Source organism: Lentzea sp. NPDC051208, from assembly GCF_040682435.1.
Classification (GTDB): domain Bacteria; phylum Actinomycetota; class Actinomycetes; order Mycobacteriales; family Pseudonocardiaceae; genus Lentzea; species Lentzea kristufekii.
Window position 1 is genome coordinate 262,192 of the sequence record NZ_JBFBAW010000012.1, and the last position, 17,397, is coordinate 279,588.

Here is a 17,397-nt window from a genome sequence, read left to right on the forward strand (position 1 = left end):
TGAGGTGATCAAGCCGGTGCTGCTGATGCCATAGCACGTCGCGCTATCCGCGAACCGGAGTAGGAGGCCCCGCCATCCGGGGCCATTCGTCAGGTTACGTAGATGAGAAAGTTTCACCACCCCCCTCGACGGCGCCTCGGGTTTGTGCGTACGGTGAGCGCGCTGTCACCGTACCGGTCAGTAGTAACCCTAGCTGAATTCCTTTCTCCCCACCCTGCAGGGTGAGGAAGTGAGCGCAGTGGACATGCTGTCGGATCGAGAACGGGTGCTGTGCCTGAGTCCTTTCGGCACCCCCAACCCGGCCCTCGTGGTCGCGGCCGAACGAGCCGGCGGGCTCGGTGTGCTCGACCTCGGGCCCCACGCCGCCGCCGACCTCGGCCGTGTCACCACGCGTCACCCGCGTGCTTTCGGGGTGCGGCTGCACGGACCGTTGACCGTGCCCCTGCCGGACACCGTCGACACCGTCGTCGTGGATCTTGTTCGACATGTTCCGAACCTCGCTGAGCTGGGTGGACGCCGCGTCCTCGCGGTGATCACCTCGGTGGCGGAAGCCGTTGCGGCGATCGAGTTCGGAGCCGCCGGCTTGATCGCGAAGGGTGCCGAGTCGGGCGGCCGAGTGGGTGGCTCACCTGCGTTCGTGCTGCTCCAGCAGGTGCTCGCGCTGACCGACCTGCCGGTCTGGGTGGCCGGGTCGATCGGCCCCGACACGGCTGCGGCGGCGGTCGCCGGGGGTGCTCGCGGAGTGGTGCTGGAAGGCCAGCTCGCACTCGTCGCAGAAGCGCGAAAACATATTTCCGGCGAAATTGTCAACGCGGTCCGGATGATGGACGGCGCCGACACCGTCGTGAACGACGGGTTACGCGTTCATGTTCGTCAAAACGCGCTCGAAATTGGTCAGGAAGGTTCCCTGGCGGATTCTTACCGTACCTCGTTCGGCACTGTCGGAGGCGTGGTCGGAGCCATTCAACAAGGGATGAGGAACAATCTCACCCTGGCGGGTGAGCACCGCTCGATCCGGCCAGGCGGACCGTTCTGCGACCGCGTCCCCGGCCTGCGGTACCCGATCGCGCAGGGCCCGATGACCCGCGTCAGCGACCAGCCCGCGTTCGCCGCGGCCGTCGCCGAGGGTGGTGCGCTGCCGTTCCTCGCGCTCGCGCTGATGGAGGGCCCGGCGGTCCGTGAACTGCTGGACCACACCGCCGCCGAACTCGGCGAACGGCCCTGGGGCGTAGGCCTGCTCGGCTTTGCTCCGCCGGAACTGCGGGCTCGGCAGATGGAGGCCGTGCTGGCCGTCCGGCCGAAGTACGCGATCGTCGCCGGGGGCACGCCCGCGCAGGCGCGCGAACTGGAGGACGCCGGCATCGAGGCGTTCCTGCACGTGCCGTCGCCCGCGCTGCTGCGCCGGTTCCTCGACGAGGGTGTCCGCAAGTTCGTCTTCGAGGGCTCGGAGTGCGGTGGGCACACCGGTCCCCGGACCAGCTTCACGTTGTGGCAGCAGCAGATCGACGTGCTGCGCGGGCGTGAGAGGGACGTGGTCGCCCTGTTCGCGGGCGGCATCCACGACGCCCGCTCGGCCGCCATGATCTCCGCCATGACCGCGTCGATCGCGGCACGGGGCGCGGCGGTCGGTGTTCTCGTCGGCACGGCCTACCTGTTCACCGAGGAAGCCGTGACGCACGGCGCGATCCAGCCGGTGTTCCAGCAGGTCGCGCTGGAGTGCGAGGACACGGCGCTGCTGGAGACCTCGCCGGGCCACGCCGTCCGCTGCGCGCAGACGTCCTATGTGGACACCTTCGAGCAGGCGCGGGCCGAGCTGACCGGACTGTCGAAACAGGAGAGCTGGGAGAGGCTCGAACAGCTCAACCTGGGACGGCTCCGGCTCGCCAGCCGCGGTCTCGTGCGCGAGGACGGCGGGCTCAAGCCGGTCGGCGAGGACGAACAGCGCCGCGAGGGCATGTTCATGATCGGCCAGGTCGCGACGCTGCGGTCCGAACGCACCACCATCGCGGAGCTGCACGAGGACATCGTGTCCGGCGTGCTGCCCGAGACCGTCGCGGACACCGCCGAGCCCGCACCGCTGGACGTCGCCATCGTCGGCATGGCCGCGATCATGCCCGGCGCGCGTGACGTCGCGGAGTTCTGGGCGAACGTCCTGGCGGGCGCCGACTCCATCACCGAGATCCCGCCGGACCGCTGGTCGCCCGAACGCTACGGCAGCCCGTTCCGATGGGGTGGTTTCCTCCCGCGCACGGCCTTCGACCCGTTGGCGTACGGCATCCCGCCCACCTCGCTCACCTCGATCGAACCCGCCCAGCTGCTGGCGCTCGAAGTCTCGGCGCGAGCGCTCCAGGACGCCGGTTACGCGACGCGGGTGTTCGACCGCGAACGCACGTCGGTGATCTTCGGTGCCGAGGCCGGTGCCGACCTCGCGAACGCCTACACGGTCCGCACCGCGTTGCCCGCCCTGGGCGTCCGCGGTCTGGACGACCACCTGCCGTCGCTGACCGAGGACTCCTTCCCGGGCGTGCTCGGCAACGTGATCGCCGGCCGGGTCGCGAACCGGCTCGACCTCGGCGGCGCGAACTACACGGTCGACGCGGCCTGCGCGTCCAGCCTCGCGGCGCTCGACGTGGCGTGCAAGGAACTCGTCGGCGGCACCAGCGACATGGTCCTGTGCGGCGCGGTCGACCTGCACAACAGCGCGCACGACTACCAGATGTTCGCGTCGGTGAAAGCTTTGTCCGTCAAGGGCCGCTGCGCCACGTTCGACTCGGCGGCGGACGGCATCGCACTCGGCGAGGGCGTGGCGGCCGTCGTCCTCAAGCGACTCGCCGACGCCGAACGGGACGGTGACCGCGTCTACGCGGTGGTCAAGGGCATCGGCGCGTCGAGCGACGGCCGGTCGCTGGGCCTGACCGCGCCGCGTCCGGAAGGCCAGCAACGGGCCCTGCGCCGCGCCTACGCGGCGGCCGGGCTGCCGGTCACCGCCGTCGGACTGGTCGAGGCGCACGGCACCGGAACCGTGGTGGGCGACCGCACCGAGCTCGCGTCGCTGACCGAGATGTTCTCCGGCGTCGAACCCGGCACGTGCACGATCGGCTCGGTCAAGTCGCAGATCGGCCACACCAAGTGTGCGGCCGGACTCGCGGGCGTGATCAAGGCCGCCCTGGCCGTGCACACCGGCGTGCGGCCCGGCACGTTGCACGTCAAGCAGCCCAACGCTTTCTGGGACGCTCGGACGAGCCCGTTCGCGTTCGGCCACCGCACGTGGGCGAGCCGGAACCGGGTCGCGGGCGTGAGCGCGTTCGGGTTCGGCGGCACGAACTTCCACACCGTGATCGCGGGCTACACCGGGGCCGACGAACCCCGGCACGGCCTGACCGCCTGGCCCGCCGAGCTGTTCCTGATCCGCGGCGACGACCCAGCTGCCGCACAACGGGAAGCCGCCCGTCTCGCGGCTTTGGTGGACGAGCGGACGCCGTTGCGTTCGCTGGCCGCGGCGTGTGGCAGCGGCACGGTCCAGGCCGCGTTCGTGGTGAGTGATCACGCCGCACTGCGGAAGGCTTTGGCGGACGTCGAAGCCTGGCGTGCTTCGGACGCCGCGTCGTTGCGGACGGGGGAGCGGCCCCAGGTCGCGTTCCTGTACCCCGGCCAGGGCAGCCAGCGGCCGGGCATGCTGCTCGACCTCGTCACCGCTTTCCCGCGCCTGCAGGACTTCCTCGACGCGCGCTACGAGCGGGTGATGTACCCGCCGGCCGCGCTGACCGCCGAGGACGTCTCCCGGCAGCGCGCGGAGATCACCGACACCCGCAACGCCCAGCCGACGCTCGGCATCGCCGGGCTCATGGTCACGGCGCTGCTCGACTCCGTCGGTGTGCGGCCGGACCTGGCCGGAGGGCACAGCTACGGCGAACTGGTCGCGCTGTCGGCGGCCGGTGTGTTCGGGGCCGCCGAGTTGCTGGAGCTCAGCGTCGCGCGCGCCGAGGCCATGCTGGAGGCGGTCGGCGAGGACCCCGGCACGATGGCCGCGGTGACCGCGACGGTGGCCGAGGTCGAGGCGCTGCTGCCGCCGGACGTCGTGGTGGCCAACCACAACGCGCCCGACCAGGTCGTGATCTCGGGCCCGACCGAGGCCGTGGCCGGTGCGGTCGAGGTGCTCCGGGCCGCCGGGCTCACCGTGAAGAACATCCCGGTCGCCGCCGCGTTCCACAGCCCGCTGATGGCCGGTGCCCGCGACCGGTTCGCGGCCCGTCTCGCGGAGATCTCCCTCGGCGAGACGCGGTTCCCGGTGTGGTCCAACGTGTCGGCGGCTCCGCACGGCGACGTCCGCGAAGGACTGTCCGCGCAGCTCGCGGGCCGCGTGCGCTTCGTGGACCAGATCGAGTCGATGTACGCGGCGGGCGCCCGGATCTTCGTCGAGGCGGGCCCCGGCGGCGTGCTGACGTCACTGGTCGGCAAGACCCTCGGTGACCGGCCGCACCAGGCGTTGCGCTGCGACGACCACGTGACGTTCCTGCGCACTCTGGCGACGCTCGCGGTCGCCGGTGTCGAGGTGGACACCGCACCGCTGTTCGAGGACAGGGCCGAACCGGCCACGGCCGTGCCGCCGCGGCCTGGCTGGTACGTGGATGGAGGACTCGTGCGGGACGCGAACGGTGACGCACTGCCCGGCGGGCTCCGGCCCGCGACGGAGTTCCCGACGCTGCGAGTGGGGTCGGGGCTGGGCCGTGACGAGATCATCGAGAAGTTCCTGGACGGGATGCGGGACGCGGTCAGCGCCCAGCGGGACGTCCTGCTGAGCTACCTCGGCACCGAGCCCGCGCCGGTCCCGGCGCCCCGGCAGGTGATCGACCAGCAGCCCGTCGCCGTCGTCGCGGAGCAGGTGGCGAAGCCGCAGGAGGACGTGGGCGCGGTGGTGCTGCGGACGATCAGCAACCGCACCGGCTACCCGGTCGAGATGCTGCAACCGGGGCTGGACCTGGAGGCGGACCTGTCGATCGACTCCATCAAGCGGACCGAGATCGTCGGCGAGCTCGTGGCCGAGCTGGGCGCCGCCGGGTCGGTGGACGAACTGGCGCAGCTCAAGACCATCGAGGGCATCGTCGGCTGGTTCGGCGCCGCGGCCCCGGTCGCCGCGGTGGGCAAGGACGTCCGGGAGGTCGTGCTGCGGACGATCAGCACGCGCACGGGCTATCCGGTCGAGATGTTGCAGCCGGGGCTGGACCTGGAGGCGGACCTGTCGATCGACTCCATCAAGCGCGCGGAGATCGTGGGCGAGCTGGCCCAGGAACTCGGCGCGGCAGGGGAGGTCGACGAGCTGGCGCAGGTGAAGACGATCGACGGGATCGTCGCCTGGTTCGGGGAAACCCCCGCTCTCACCGCAGCTACCGCCACCACCATCCCGGCCGCCGCGCTCGCAGCGACCAACTCCGCCACCGCGCCGGGCGGCACCGCGATTCCCGCTCCCGGCAGACTGGTCCGGCTGGTTCCCCAGGTCGTGCCTGCGGAACCCGCCGCCCCCGCCGACCTCACCGGCAAGACCGTGCTGATCGTCGACGACAACGGGATCGGGCTCGAACTGGCCGACCTGCTCGAACGCCACACCGCCCGGCCGCGCATCGAGCCGTCCTTCCCGGCCGACCTGACCGGCGTCGACGTCGTGATCCGGCTCCAGGCACGGCTGCCGGAGGCGTTCAGCGAGGTCAAGGCGTGCGTGACGAACGGGGTCGCGCTCGTCGTGGTGACCACGGGCGGCGGCACGTTCGGATTCGACCACCAGCCCGACGAGCTGCCGTCGGACATCGGGCTGCACGGCCTGATCCGCACGGCCGCGCTCGAGTACCCGGACCTCGTGGTCCGCTCGGTCGACGTCAACCCCAAGGAAAGCCACCGCGACATCGCCACCGCGCTGCTGGCCGAGATCGGGCCCGGCCCGGCCGTCGTCGGCTACCAGGCGGGCAGGCGCCAGGTCATCGAGGTGGCCGAGGCAGAACTCGACCCCGCGCCCCTCACCCTCGACGCCGACAGCGTCGTGCTGCTGACCGGTGGCGCCCGCGGCATCACCGCGCTCGCCGCCACCGGACTGGCCGAGCGCACCGGTTGCCACGTCGAGCTGATCGGCCGCACGCCGATCGCGTCCGAGGACCACCGGCTCAGCCACGCCACCACCGAGCCCGAACTCGTGAAGGCGTTGTTCGAACTCGGCGAGAAGGACGACGTGCAGGCCTTGGCGCGCAAGGTCCTCGCCGAACGCGAAGTCCGTCAGACCATGGAACGGTTGCGTGCCACGGCATCGAGCGTGCGCTACCACGAGTGCGACGTCACCGACGCCGAAGCCGTGGGCAGGGTGGTCGACGACATCTTGGCCAGGTTCGGCCGGCTCGACGGTGTCGTCCACGGCGCGGGTGTGCTCGACGACAAGCTGATCGAGGCCAAGACCCAGAAGTCGTTCGACCGGGTCTGGGCGACGAAGGTGAACGGCGCCAAGGCGTTCGGCGACGGGTTCCTCGTGCTGTTCGGCAGCGTCAGCGGCGTGTTCGGCAACCGCGGTCAGGCCGACTACTCGGCGGCCAACGACGCGCTCGACCGGATGGCCAGGTTCTGGGGCGCGCACCGCCGTGTCGTCGCCGTCGACTGGGGTCCTTGGGCCGGTGCAGGCATGGCGTCCGGCCTCGCCGGCGAGTACGCGCGCCGCGGCATCCCGATGATCGAGCCGGCGCAGGGCGTGGACGCGCTGCTCAACGAGATCGCGAACGGTCAGGACGTGCAGGTGGTCTACCGATGGGAGGCGTAGCGATCGTCGGGATCGGCGCCGTCTTCCCCGGTGCCCCGGACGCGGCGACGTTCTGGCGCAACATCGTCAGCGGCGTCGACGCGATCGGCCAGATCCCGCCGGGCCGCTGGGACCCGGCCACCTACTACGACCAGGACAGCAGGACCGGCGACAGGTTCTACTGCCGCAGGGGCGGGTTCGTCGACGACCTCGCGGAGTTCGACCCGACCAGGTTCGGCATCATGCCGTCCACCGTGGACGGCGCGGAGCCCGACCAGCTGCTCGCCCTCGCCACGGCCGCCGAGGCCATCGCCGACGCGGGCGGTGAGTCCGTGCTGCCGTCGAGAGACCGCGTCGGCGTGGTCGTGGGACGCGGCGGTTACCTCACGCCCGGCTGCGCGCGGCTGGACCAGCGGGTCAGGCTCGCCGACGAGGTCGTGTCGGTCGTCGGGGACCTCTTCCCGAACCTCGCCGGCACCGAGCTGGACACCGTCCGGCAGGCCATTCGCGACCGGCTCGGCCCGGAGCAGCCGGAGTCGTCGATCGGCCTCGTGCCGAACCTGGCGGCGTCGCGCATCGCCAACCGGTTCGACCTCAAGGGCACCGCGTACACCGTGGACGCGGCCTGCGCGTCCGGGCTGGTCGCCGTCGAGCACGCCGTCCGCGAACTCCAGGAGGGTCGCGCGGACGCCATGCTCGCGGGCGCCGTGCACGTCTGCCACCACCCGACGCTGTGGAGCGTGTTCACGCAGCTCAGGGCGCTGAGCCTGACGGAGCGGATCCGGCCGTTCGACGCGAACGCGGACGGCACGCTGCTGTCCGAGGGCGTCGGCATGGTCGTGCTGAAGCGGCTGGAGGACGTCGGCGACGAACGCGTCTACGCGGTGATCCGCGGCATCGGCACCGCGAGCGACGGCCGCGCGACCAGCATGATGACGCCCAACCCGGACGGCCAGCTCCTCGCCGTGCAACGAGCCTGGGCCAATGCCGGTCTCGATCCCCGCGAGAAGTCGCCGGGTCTGATCGAGGCGCACGGCACGGCCACGCCCGCCGGTGACGCCGCCGAGCTGCAGACGATGATCAGCGCGTTCGGCGGGCAGGGCGACGAGATCGGCATCGGCACGGTCAAGTCGATGATCGGCCACGCGATGCCCGCGGCCGGCATGGCCGGGCTGATCAAGGCGGCACTCGCCCTGCACCACAACACGCTTCCGCCGACCCTGCACGTCGACACCCCGCACAGCAGCCTGGCCGGCACCAGGTTCACACCCGTGACGAGTGCTCGCGAGTGGACCGGACGGCATCGCGCGGTCGTGAACGCGTTCGGGTTCGGCGGGATCAACGCCCACGCCGTCCTCGACGGCCACACGATCGCCAAGCCGCGCAAGCCGGTCATGACGTTCGCCGCCGACACCGCCGACGAACTCGCCACCGCGCTGAAGGAACGCCGCACCTCCACCGCCGACAGGGCGTTCCGGCTCACCATCGGCAACCCGGACGAGCGCAAGCTCAAGCTCGCCGAACGCGTGCTGGCCCAGGGCAAGGCGTGGCCCGGCCGCCACGACATCTGGTTCTCCCCGCACCCGCTGCTGACCGGCACCGACCAGGTCGCGTTCCTGTTCCCCGGCTTCGAACGCGAGTTCAGCGGCGAGGTCGTCGACCACGCCGTCGGGCTGCTGCAGGACGGCCGCCGTGAGGCCCGCGAGCTGATGGCGCTCGGCATCACCCCGGGAGCGCTCGCCGGGCACAGCATGGGCGAGTGGACCGCGATGGTCGTCGGCGGCATCTACCCGACGATCGACGAGTTCGTCTCGGCGCTCGGTCCGGGCGCGGTCGCGGTCGTCGACATCGCTTACGCCGCACTGGGTTGCTCCGCCGACGCCGCCGAGCAGCACCTGATCGACGGCGTGACGATCAGCCACGACAACTGCCCGCACCAGTCGGTGATCTGCGGCCCGATCGACCGCCTCGAACAGGTCCTCGGCACGCTGAAGGCGAACGGCGTGATGGCGCAGCTGATGCCGTTCCGCACCGGCTTCCACACCCCGGCGCTCGCCCCGTACCTGGGGCGGGCCAAGGAAATGCTCGACCAGCTCCCGGTGCGCGCGTCGGACGTCCCGGTGTGGTCGGCGAACTCCCTCGAACCGATGAGTGCGGACGACGTCCGCGAACTGGTGCTGCGGCACCTGGTCGAGCCCGTCCGGTTCCGGCCACTGCTGGAACGCCTGCACGGCGCGGGTTTCCGCGCGTTCGTCCAGATCGGGCAGGGCAGCCTGACCGGCTTCGTCGGGGACACGCTGAACGACAGGCCGCACATCGCCGTGAACGCCGACATCGCGCCGGAGGCGTTGTGGGCGTTCGGCCTCAAGCGCGGCACCGCCCACAAGGTCAAGCTCCGGCTCGGCACACCGAAGATCACGCTCGACGCACTCGGCACCCAGCCCGTGCTGGTGGCCGGCGACAGCCCGATGTCCGCCGCCGTCAACAGACTCCTCGCCCACACCAACGCGGTCGCGCGTGAGGTCGTCGGCGCGCTCAGGCCGAACGAGGCGGGGTTCACCCGCGAGTTCTCGCTGCGGACCATGCCGGAACTGGCCGACCACTCGGTGTTCCCGCAGGCACCGGGCTGGCCGGACCTCGCGGACGGGTTCCCGATCGTCCCCGCGACCGGTCTGCTGGAGGTGTTCGCGGACGCCGCGCGCCGGCTCACCGGTGGCACGGTCCACGGGTTCGCCCAGGTCAGGGCCAAGCGCTGGCTCACCGCGCTGCCCGCGACGACCGTCAAGATCTCCGCCCGCGCGGAAGGTCAGGACCGGGTCCTGGTGAAGGTCGGCGACTACGCCGAGGGCGTCGTGCTGATGTCCCCGCAGACCCCGGAGCCGGTCGGCAGGGAACTCGAAGGCGTCCGTGAGGCGCCGGTCACGGCCGTCGAGCTGTACGCGGACAACTGGATGTTCCACGGACCGGCGTTCGCGGGCGTCACGAAGATCGACTGCTTGGCGGACAACGGGATCGCGGGCGTGCTGACGCCGTTGCCCGCGCCGGGAGCGTTGCTGGACAGCGCCGGGCAGCTGATCGGCCACTGGATGCAGGTGTGCCGCACCGAGGACCAGACCGTGCTGCCGACCGGCATCGAGCGGGTGACGTTCCACGGACCGGCGCCCTCCGGTGACGTCCGCTGCACCGCGTGGATTCGTGAGGTCACCCCGCAGGTGATGATCGCGGACGCCGAGCTGACCGTGAACGGCGTGCTGTGGTGCCGGATCACCGGCTGGACCACCCGCCGGTTCACCACGGACGACCGGATCTGGCAGGTCAAGCTCAAGCCGGGCACCGAGATGCTGTCCACTCAGGACGGTGACCGGGTGTGCGTGGTGGAGAACTGGGCCGACAGCGCGACCCGTGACCTGATCATGCGCCGCTACCTGAACTCCGCCGAGCGGCACCACTACGGCGACCTGGACGTGCCCGCCCAGCGGGACTGGCTGCTGCGCGTGATCGCGGTGAAGGACGCCGTGCGCTCGTGGCTGTGGGATCGCGGAGCAGGGCCGATCTACCCGGCCGAACTGAGTGTGACCGCCGACGGCCGTGTGCGCGGGGCCTTCGCCGTGCCGCGAGTCGAAGTGACATCCGAACCGGGGCGAGCCGCGGCCCGCGTGCGAACGGAGATCTGATGGACGAGGTGCTGCAGCAGGTCGCGAAGCTGATCACCGAGGTGGTCGGGCCCGACTTCCTGCTGGGCGTGGAGATCACCCGCGACACCACGTTCAGCGACGACCTGGGCCTGGAGTCGATCGAGTTCGTCGCCCTGGCGGACAAGCTCAACGCCCACTACGGCGTCGACCTCGTGGCCTTCCTGGCGGACATGGACATCGACGAGATCATGGCGATGTCCGTCGGCCGGCTCGTCGACCACATCACGGCCCGTGTCTGAGGTTCACACCCGAGGGTTGCGCTTCCACGTGCAGCGGCTCGGGCCTCCAGAAGGCACACAGGCCGGACCGACCGTGGTGTTCGTGCACGGCCTGGTGATGGACAACCTGTCCAGCTTCTACTACACGCTCGCCGCGCCGCTGGCCCAGGCCGGCTACGGCACCGTGCTGTTCGACCTGCGCGGGCACGGCCTGTCCGAACGGCCTCCGTCCGGTTACACGCCGGAGGAGAGCGCGCTCGACCTGGTCGCCGTGCTCGACGAGATCGGCGTGCCCGAGCCGGTCTTCCTGCTGGGCAACAGCTACGGCGGTGTCGTCGCGATGCACGCGGCCGTGCAGGCTCCCGAACGCGTCGGTGGCGTCGTGCTGGTCGAGTCGGCCGTCGGGGGAGTGGTCGGCGACGCGTGGTTCGAGGACATCACGAACACGCTGACCGTCGCCGCGCTGGGTCTCGAGTTCGACCGGACGCAGGACCAGCTGATGGCCCTGGGACAGCGCAAGATCGCGAAGCTCGCCGTGAACGCCAACGCGTTGCTCAACGGCACCACGCTGATCGACGACCTCGGCTGCGGCGCCAAACTCGACCTCACGCAGGTCCGGTGCCCGGTGCTCGGCGTCTACGGCGCCGAGTCCGAACTCATCGGGGCCGCCGCCGAACTGCGCGAGCGCATCCCGTCGTGCCGGCTGCACGTGGTGCCCGGGCTGGGGCACACGGTTCTCCGCGAGGCCACGGCCGAGCTGCTGGACGTGCTGTTCGACTGGCTGCCGTCATGAGCCGGTTCCTGTTCGTCGTGCCGCCGTTGACCGGCCACATCAACCCGACCGCCTCCGTCGGGGCCGAGTTGCTGGCGCGCGGGCACGAGGTCGCGTGGGTCGGGCATCCCAGCACGCTGGAACCACTCCTGCCGGACAACGCGCTCGTGTTCGGCGCGATCGACGACCACCTGGAAGCCGTCATCCGCGCTCAGCGGGAGCGCTGGCTCGCGTTGCGCGGGATGGCCGTGCTCAAGTTCTTCTGGGAGGAGTTCCTGATCCCGCTGGGGCACGCGATGGTGCCGGGAGTCTCGGACGCCGTCACGGTGTTCGCCCCGGACGTGGTCGTGGCCGACCAGCAGGCGCTGGCGGGACCGCTGGTGGCGCGCGGCGCCGGACTGCCGTGGGTGACGTCGGCCAGCACGTCCGCCGAGCTGGTCAATCCGCTGAGGACGATGCCGAAGGTCGACGCCTGGGTGCGCGACCTGCTGCACGACTTCGCCGGTGGCGACATCAGGTTCTCCGACCGGCTGGTGCTGGTCTACAGCTCGAAGGCGCTGGTGGCAGGTGAGTTCGGCGAGGAAGTGGCGTTCGTGGGCCCCGCGCTGACCCACCGCGTGGAACGGGTGGACTTCCCCTGGGAGAGGCTGGCCGGCGGGCGGCGGGTGCTGATCTCCCTGGGCACCCTGAACGGTCCCGCGGGCGAGCGTTTCCTCGGCCAGGCCCTGGAGGCGGTCGCGGAACTCGACGTCCAGGCCGTGATGGTCGCTCCGCCGAGGCCCGCCCCGGCGAACGTCCTGGTGCTGCCCTCGGTGCCGCAACTCGCGCTGATGCCGCACCTGGACGCCGTCGTCACGCACGGCGGCCACAACACGGTCTGCGAAGCGCTCGCGCACGGGCTGCCACTGGTCGTGGCACCGATCCGCGACGACCAGCCGACCGTCGCCGCCCAGGTCGTGGAGGCAGGCGCCGGGGTGCGGCTGACCTACTCACGGGCGCGAGCAGCAGACATTCGCAGCGCACTGGCATCCGTGCTGGACGAGCCGGAGTACGCGGCCGCCGCCGAGCTGGTGCGCGAATCGTTCTCGGCGGCAGGCGGCGCAGCGGCCGCAGCCGACCTACTGGAGAAGGTGGTGGCCGGGTGATCCTCAGCGTGCTGGTCGTGGTGGTCGTCCTGCTGGACGTGCTGCGCCTGCGTTCCCGCGCGTCCAAGCTGCGAGTGCTCGCCCAGGGCGCGAGCGGGCACTCGATCGTCACCGCCACCGGAGTCCATCCGGAGGGCTCCTGGGAGTCCGACGCCGATCTCGTCGACCTCGTCCCGCGCGACCTGCCCACGGTCGCGGCGCTGGACCTGCTCGGCGCGGTCGACCCCGGCAAGTACCGCGACGACCAGTGGGCGCGCGGGATCAGCGCGTCGCAGGCCGTCCTGGTGCGGGAGCCGTACGTCGAGGAGGTCGATCCCGACGACCCCACCGAGTTCGTGGCGTACGTGCGGCGGGTCAAGGACCACGTGCACGCGCGGGTCGACATCGCGGTCGCGCCGGGACTGAAGGCCGGGCCGTACGACCTCGGGTACCGCGCGGCGACGTTGCGGCGGCTCGGGAAGCGGCCGTCGCTGTGGATCGCGGGCTCGGTCATCGGGTACGCGACCGTGGTCGCCGCCCTGGTCACGAACTGGCAGTGGGGTCTCGCCGCGCTGGCCGCCTACTCGGTGCACCCGGTCCTGGTGTTCGCAGGCACGCCGCTGAAGCCGCGGGACCTGTGGGTGCCGCGCGTCCTGCGCACGCCCTACCTGTGGTTCAAGACCTCCGGCGGCAAGAAGTCGACGGCCGAGAAGCGTCAGGCCCAGCACCTCGAACAGGCCACGCCCTGGTACGAGCAGAACCGCGACCGGAACTTCCACGAGGCGCCGCGCACCAACTGCCCGTCGTGCGGGAGCACGGACCTGCGCCGCTGGGTCACCGCGACGGACCTGGTGCAGCGCAAGCCAGGCACGTTCACGATGGACCGGTGTGTCCGATGTGGACACGTCTGGCAGAACCCGCGCCTGACCGAGGAGGGCCTGGGCTTCTACTACCGCGACTTCTACGACGGCCTCGGCGAGACGTCGGCGGAAGCGGTGTTCTCCGGCAAGACCGAGCCCTACTACGGCCGGGCGCGCATGGTCGAACCGTTCACCAAACCCGAACGCTGGCTGGACGTCGGGTCCGGGCACGCGCACTTCTGCCTGGGAGCCAAGGAGGTCCTGCCGCAGACGAGGTTCGACGGGCTCGACCAGGGCGCGGCCATCGAGGACGCGGCGCGGCTCGGCCGGATCGAGAACTCCTACCGCGGCAGCTTCAAGGACTTCGCGGGCGAGCTCAAGGGCCGCTACGACGTGATCAGCATGCACCACTACCTGGAACACGTGCGCGATCCGTGGGAGGAGCTCGACATCGCCGCGGACGTGCTGCCGGACGGAGGCTACCTGTTGATCGAGCTGCCGGACCCGGAGTGGCGGCTGGGCAGGCTGTTCGGGCAGTACTGGATGCCGTGGTTCCAGCCGCAGCACCAGCACATGATGCCGATCGGCAACCTCCAGGACGCCCTCGCCGAGCGCGGACTGACCACAGTGGCCACCGAACGCGCGAAAGCCCACCTGTGCAACGACTTCACGCTCGCGCTGCTGTTGTGGCTGGGGGACAAGGCACCGCGCACGCCCGCGCCGTGGCGGCCGGGCAAGGTGCGGCTGAGGAGGACCCGCAGCTTCCTGCTGTGGTCGCTCGGCATCCCGGCGTTCTTCGTCGCGCTGGCGCTGGACCAGACGGTCAACCGCTTCCTCGCCGCGCGCACCGGCAACGGCAACGCCTACCGGTTGCTGGCCCAGAAGGCGTTGGTGCAGCAGGCATGACGGTGGACATCGCGGATCGGCCTGAGCTCGCGCCGGAGCTCAGGCTGGTGCCGCACGCGTTCCGGCGCACGTTCGGACGGCCCGCGGAAGGCGTCTGGTACGCCCCCGGAGTCCTGAACCTGCTCGGTGGTGCGATCAAGGTGCCCGCCAAGTGGGGTGCCATCGTGGCGGGGGACCGGCGCGACGACGGCCTGCTCGAACTCGTGTCGGTGAACCGGCCGACCGAGCGCGCCCTGTTGCCGTCCGGCGACGTCCCGGCCTGGGCGGCGGGCGTGCGTGCGAGGGGCGGGGCCGCGTTGATGTGCAGCGTCGACCTGCCGCGGGGCAGTGGACTGTCCGCGAGCGAGGCGCTGAACGCGGCCGTGGAGCTGGCGCTCAGGGACCTCTCGGGCGAGCGGTTCGAACAGGCGCGCGCCGAGGCGCTCGATCTGCCGGGCCAACGGCTGCTCGTCGTCGACACCCGGATCCGGCGCCCGGAACCGCAGGTGGAACGGCCCTACGTGCGCGAAGCAGACGATCTCGGCGTGGCGTTGACGGCGTACCACCGCGCTCAGGACCCGGATCCGGAGCAGGACGCGGTGGTCGAGGCCGCACTCGCGGCGGGCGCGCGCGGCGCCGGCATGCTCATCGACCCGCCGGGCAGGCCCGCTGTCGCACTCGTCGACGCGGACCTGGTCCCGGCGGTCAAGAAGGCGATCACGAAGGCGGTGGAGATCCCTCCCCGCTACCTCACGATCGTCCCCGGCCCCTTCAAGGCAGCGGCTTCACGGTGAACTCCGCCCGGCGGAGGTCCCTCGAGTTCGGGCCCACCAGCAGGACGAACTCGCCCGGCTCGACCACCCGGTGGCCGTCCGCGTCGACGATCGTGCAGGCGGAGACGGGCAGTTCGAGGTCGACCTTCACGGTCTCGCCCGGCGCCACGTCGACCTGCCTGAAGGTCTTGAGCTCCTTGTCGGCCCAGCTCACTGACGTGACGGCGTCGCTGACGTAGACCTGCACGGTCTCGCGGGAAGGCCGTGACCCGGTGTTCGTGAGCGAGATGCACGCCTTGACGGTCTCGTCCGGACGCAGCACCGCCGTCTCCACGTGCAGGTCGCCGTACTCGACCGTCGTGTACGACAGGCCTTCGCCGAACACGAACGCCGGCTCCTGCGTCAGGTCGGCGTAGCGCGTGCCGTGCTGGCCGCGGATCTGGTTGTAGTACGTCGGCTGCTGCCCGGCGTGCGCCGCGAACGAGATCGGCAGCCGGCCGCTGGGCTCGACCAGCCCGTGCAGCACCTCGGCGATCGCGCGGCCACCCTGCATGCCGGGGTTCGCCACCCACAGCAGCGCGGCGGCGTTGCGCGCGGACGCGGGCAGGACCAGCGGCTTCGACGCGAGCAGCACCACGACCAGCGGCGTGCCGGTCTCGGCCAGCGCGTCGAGCAGGGCGATCTGGCCGCCGATCAGGTCGAGCGTGGCGGTGGACCGGCCCTCGCCGACCAGTTCGATCACGTCACCGACGACGGCGACCACGTAGTCGGCGCCCTCGGCCGCGGCCACGGCCTCGGCGATCAGGTTCGCGTCCGGCGCGCAGGCCTTCACGACAGGCGGGCGCGGCTGGCCGTCGGGGAACGTGTCGCCCTCGGGGTCCGGCTCCAGGGTGAGGATGTCGGCGCCGCGGGCGTAGGTGACCTCCTGCGACGAGAGCTCGCGCAGGCCGTCGAGGACCGTCGTGATCATCTCGCGCGGGTGGCCGTTGGGCAGCCAGTCGGCCTGACCGGACGAGCCGGCCCAGTCGCCGAGCTGGGTCTGCGCGTCGTCGGCGAGCGGGCCGACCACCGCGATCTTGCCCTTCGGCTTGCCGAACGGCAGCACGCCGTCGTTGCGCAGCAGCACCAGCGACCGGCGCGCGACCTGGAGGTTCAGCGCCACGTGGTCGTCGTGGTTGATCATCACGCGCTGGCGTTCGGCGTCCGGCCTGCGCGGGTTCTCGAACAGCCCCAGGTCGAACTTGAGCGTCAGGATGCGGGTGACCGCGCGGTCGAGGTCGGACTCCGCCAGCAGACCGTCCTCGACGGCCTGCAACGCGCCGTCGAAGAACTGCGGGGTCGTCATGATCATGTCGTTGCCGGCCTTCACGGCGGCCGCGGCGGCGTGCGCGTAGTCGGGCTGCAGCTTCTGCTCCCAGACCATGCGGCCGACGTTGTCCCAGTCCGTGATCAGCGTGCCCTTGTAGCCCCACTCGCCGCGCAGGACCTCGTCGAGCAGCCACGAGTTGACCGTGATCGGCACGCCGTCGGTGGACTGGTAGCCGAGCATGAACGTCGCGCAGCCCTCACGCGCGACCCGCTCGAACGGCGGCAGGAACCACGAGCGCAGCTTGCGGCGCGACAGGTCCGCCTCGCTCGCGTCCCGGCCGCCCTGGGTCTCGGAGTACCCGGCGAAGTGCTTCGCGGTCGCGAGGATCGCCGTCTCGTCGGCCAGGCCGTCGCCCTGGTAGCCGCGGACCATCGCCGCCGCGAGCTCGCCGATCAGCACCGGGTCCTCGCCGAACGTCTCGTCGACACGGCCCCAGCGCAGGTCCCGCGAGATGCACAGGACCGGCGAGAACGTCCAGTGCACGCCGGTCGCGGCGGCCTCGACGGCGGTGACGCGGGCGACCTGCTCGACCAGCTGGGGGTCCCAGCTCGCCGCCATGCCCAGCTGCGTGGGGAAGATCGTGGCGCCCTCGTAGAACGAGTGGCCGTGAATGCAGTCCTCGGCGATCAGCAACGGGACGCGCAGCCGCGTCCGCGTGGTGAGGTCATGCGCGCGCAGCACTCGCTCCGGCGAGGTGTGCAGGATCGACCCGACATGCTTGCGCAGCACGTGGTCGTCCAGGTCCTCCCTCGAGTCCAGCTGCATCATCTGGCCGACCTTCTCGGCCAGCGTCATGCGGCCCAGCAGGTCGGCTACCCGCTCTGCGGTGGGCAGCGTGGCGTCGAGGTAGGGCACGTCGTCGCGATCCATGTGGTCTCCGAGAGGGCTCGTGCGGCGGCAGCGTCTATGGGAGCGCTCTCACAGTTGAT

The 17,397-nt window shown here is 71.2% G+C and carries 8 protein-coding genes; 7 read left to right on the forward strand and 1 reads right to left on the reverse strand.

Features of this window, described 5'->3' with window-relative positions; translation table 11 throughout:
• Positions 1 to 229: 229 nt before the first annotated feature.
• From AB0M48_RS28635 to AB0M48_RS28665, 7 genes are read left to right on the forward strand one after another with little or no spacing between them, the layout of a single operon-like run.
• Positions 230 to 6,793 (forward strand): SDR family NAD(P)-dependent oxidoreductase, encoded by a 6,564-nt coding sequence (locus AB0M48_RS28635; protein WP_363847742.1) that lies wholly within the window; start codon positions 230 to 232, stop codon positions 6,791 to 6,793.
• Positions 6,781 to 10,446, forward strand: a complete 3,666-nt coding sequence (locus AB0M48_RS28640; RefSeq protein ID WP_363847745.1) for a beta-ketoacyl synthase N-terminal-like domain-containing protein — start codon at positions 6,781 to 6,783, stop codon at positions 10,444 to 10,446. Before AB0M48_RS28635 ends, AB0M48_RS28640 begins: the two co-directional genes overlap by 13 nt.
• Positions 10,446 to 10,706, forward strand: coding sequence for a phosphopantetheine-binding protein (locus AB0M48_RS28645; protein ID WP_036014077.1), 261 nt, complete (start codon positions 10,446 to 10,448; stop codon positions 10,704 to 10,706). The genes AB0M48_RS28640 and AB0M48_RS28645 overlap by 1 nt, the downstream gene beginning before the upstream one ends.
• Positions 10,699 to 11,478, forward strand: a complete 780-nt coding sequence (locus AB0M48_RS28650) for an alpha/beta hydrolase (protein WP_363847749.1) — start codon at positions 10,699 to 10,701, stop codon at positions 11,476 to 11,478. The genes AB0M48_RS28645 and AB0M48_RS28650 overlap by 8 nt, the downstream gene beginning before the upstream one ends.
• Entirely contained in the window at positions 11,475 to 12,602 is a 1,128-nt protein-coding gene (locus AB0M48_RS28655; protein ID WP_363847752.1) for a nucleotide disphospho-sugar-binding domain-containing protein, read from the forward strand. Before AB0M48_RS28650 ends, AB0M48_RS28655 begins: the two co-directional genes overlap by 4 nt.
• A complete protein-coding gene (locus AB0M48_RS28660) occupies positions 12,599 to 14,347 on the forward strand; it encodes a methyltransferase domain-containing protein (RefSeq protein WP_363847754.1) in 1,749 nt (582 codons plus the stop codon). Before AB0M48_RS28655 ends, AB0M48_RS28660 begins: the two co-directional genes overlap by 4 nt.
• The gene (locus AB0M48_RS28665; RefSeq protein WP_363847757.1) at positions 14,344 to 15,120 is read left to right on the forward strand and encodes a hypothetical protein; all 777 of its coding nucleotides are present in this window, start codon (positions 14,344 to 14,346) and stop codon (positions 15,118 to 15,120) included. Before AB0M48_RS28660 ends, AB0M48_RS28665 begins: the two co-directional genes overlap by 4 nt.
• On the opposite strand, the gene AB0M48_RS28670 is transcribed toward AB0M48_RS28665, so the two are convergent.
• On the reverse strand, positions 15,098 to 17,338 hold the full coding sequence (locus AB0M48_RS28670; protein WP_363847760.1) for a glycoside hydrolase family 3 N-terminal domain-containing protein: 2,241 nt from the start codon (positions 17,336 to 17,338) through the stop codon (positions 15,098 to 15,100). The two genes, AB0M48_RS28665 and AB0M48_RS28670, sit on opposite strands and share 23 nt — an antisense overlap.
• Between the last annotated feature and the right edge of the window lie 59 nt (positions 17,339 to 17,397).

Coding starts and splice junctions, on each gene's coding strand:
- AB0M48_RS28655 (WP_363847752.1), top strand. CDS start 11,475: ATGAGCCGGTTCCTGTTCGTCGTGCCGCCGTTGACCGGCCACATCAAC.
- AB0M48_RS28640 (WP_363847745.1), top strand. CDS start 6,781: ATGGGAGGCGTAGCGATCGTCGGGATCGGCGCCGTCTTCCCCGGTGCC.
- AB0M48_RS28645 (WP_036014077.1), top strand. CDS start 10,446: ATGGACGAGGTGCTGCAGCAGGTCGCGAAGCTGATCACCGAGGTGGTC.
- AB0M48_RS28665 (WP_363847757.1), top strand. CDS start 14,344: ATGACGGTGGACATCGCGGATCGGCCTGAGCTCGCGCCGGAGCTCAGG.
- AB0M48_RS28670 (WP_363847760.1), bottom strand. CDS start 17,338: ATGGATCGCGACGACGTGCCCTACCTCGACGCCACGCTGCCCACCGCA.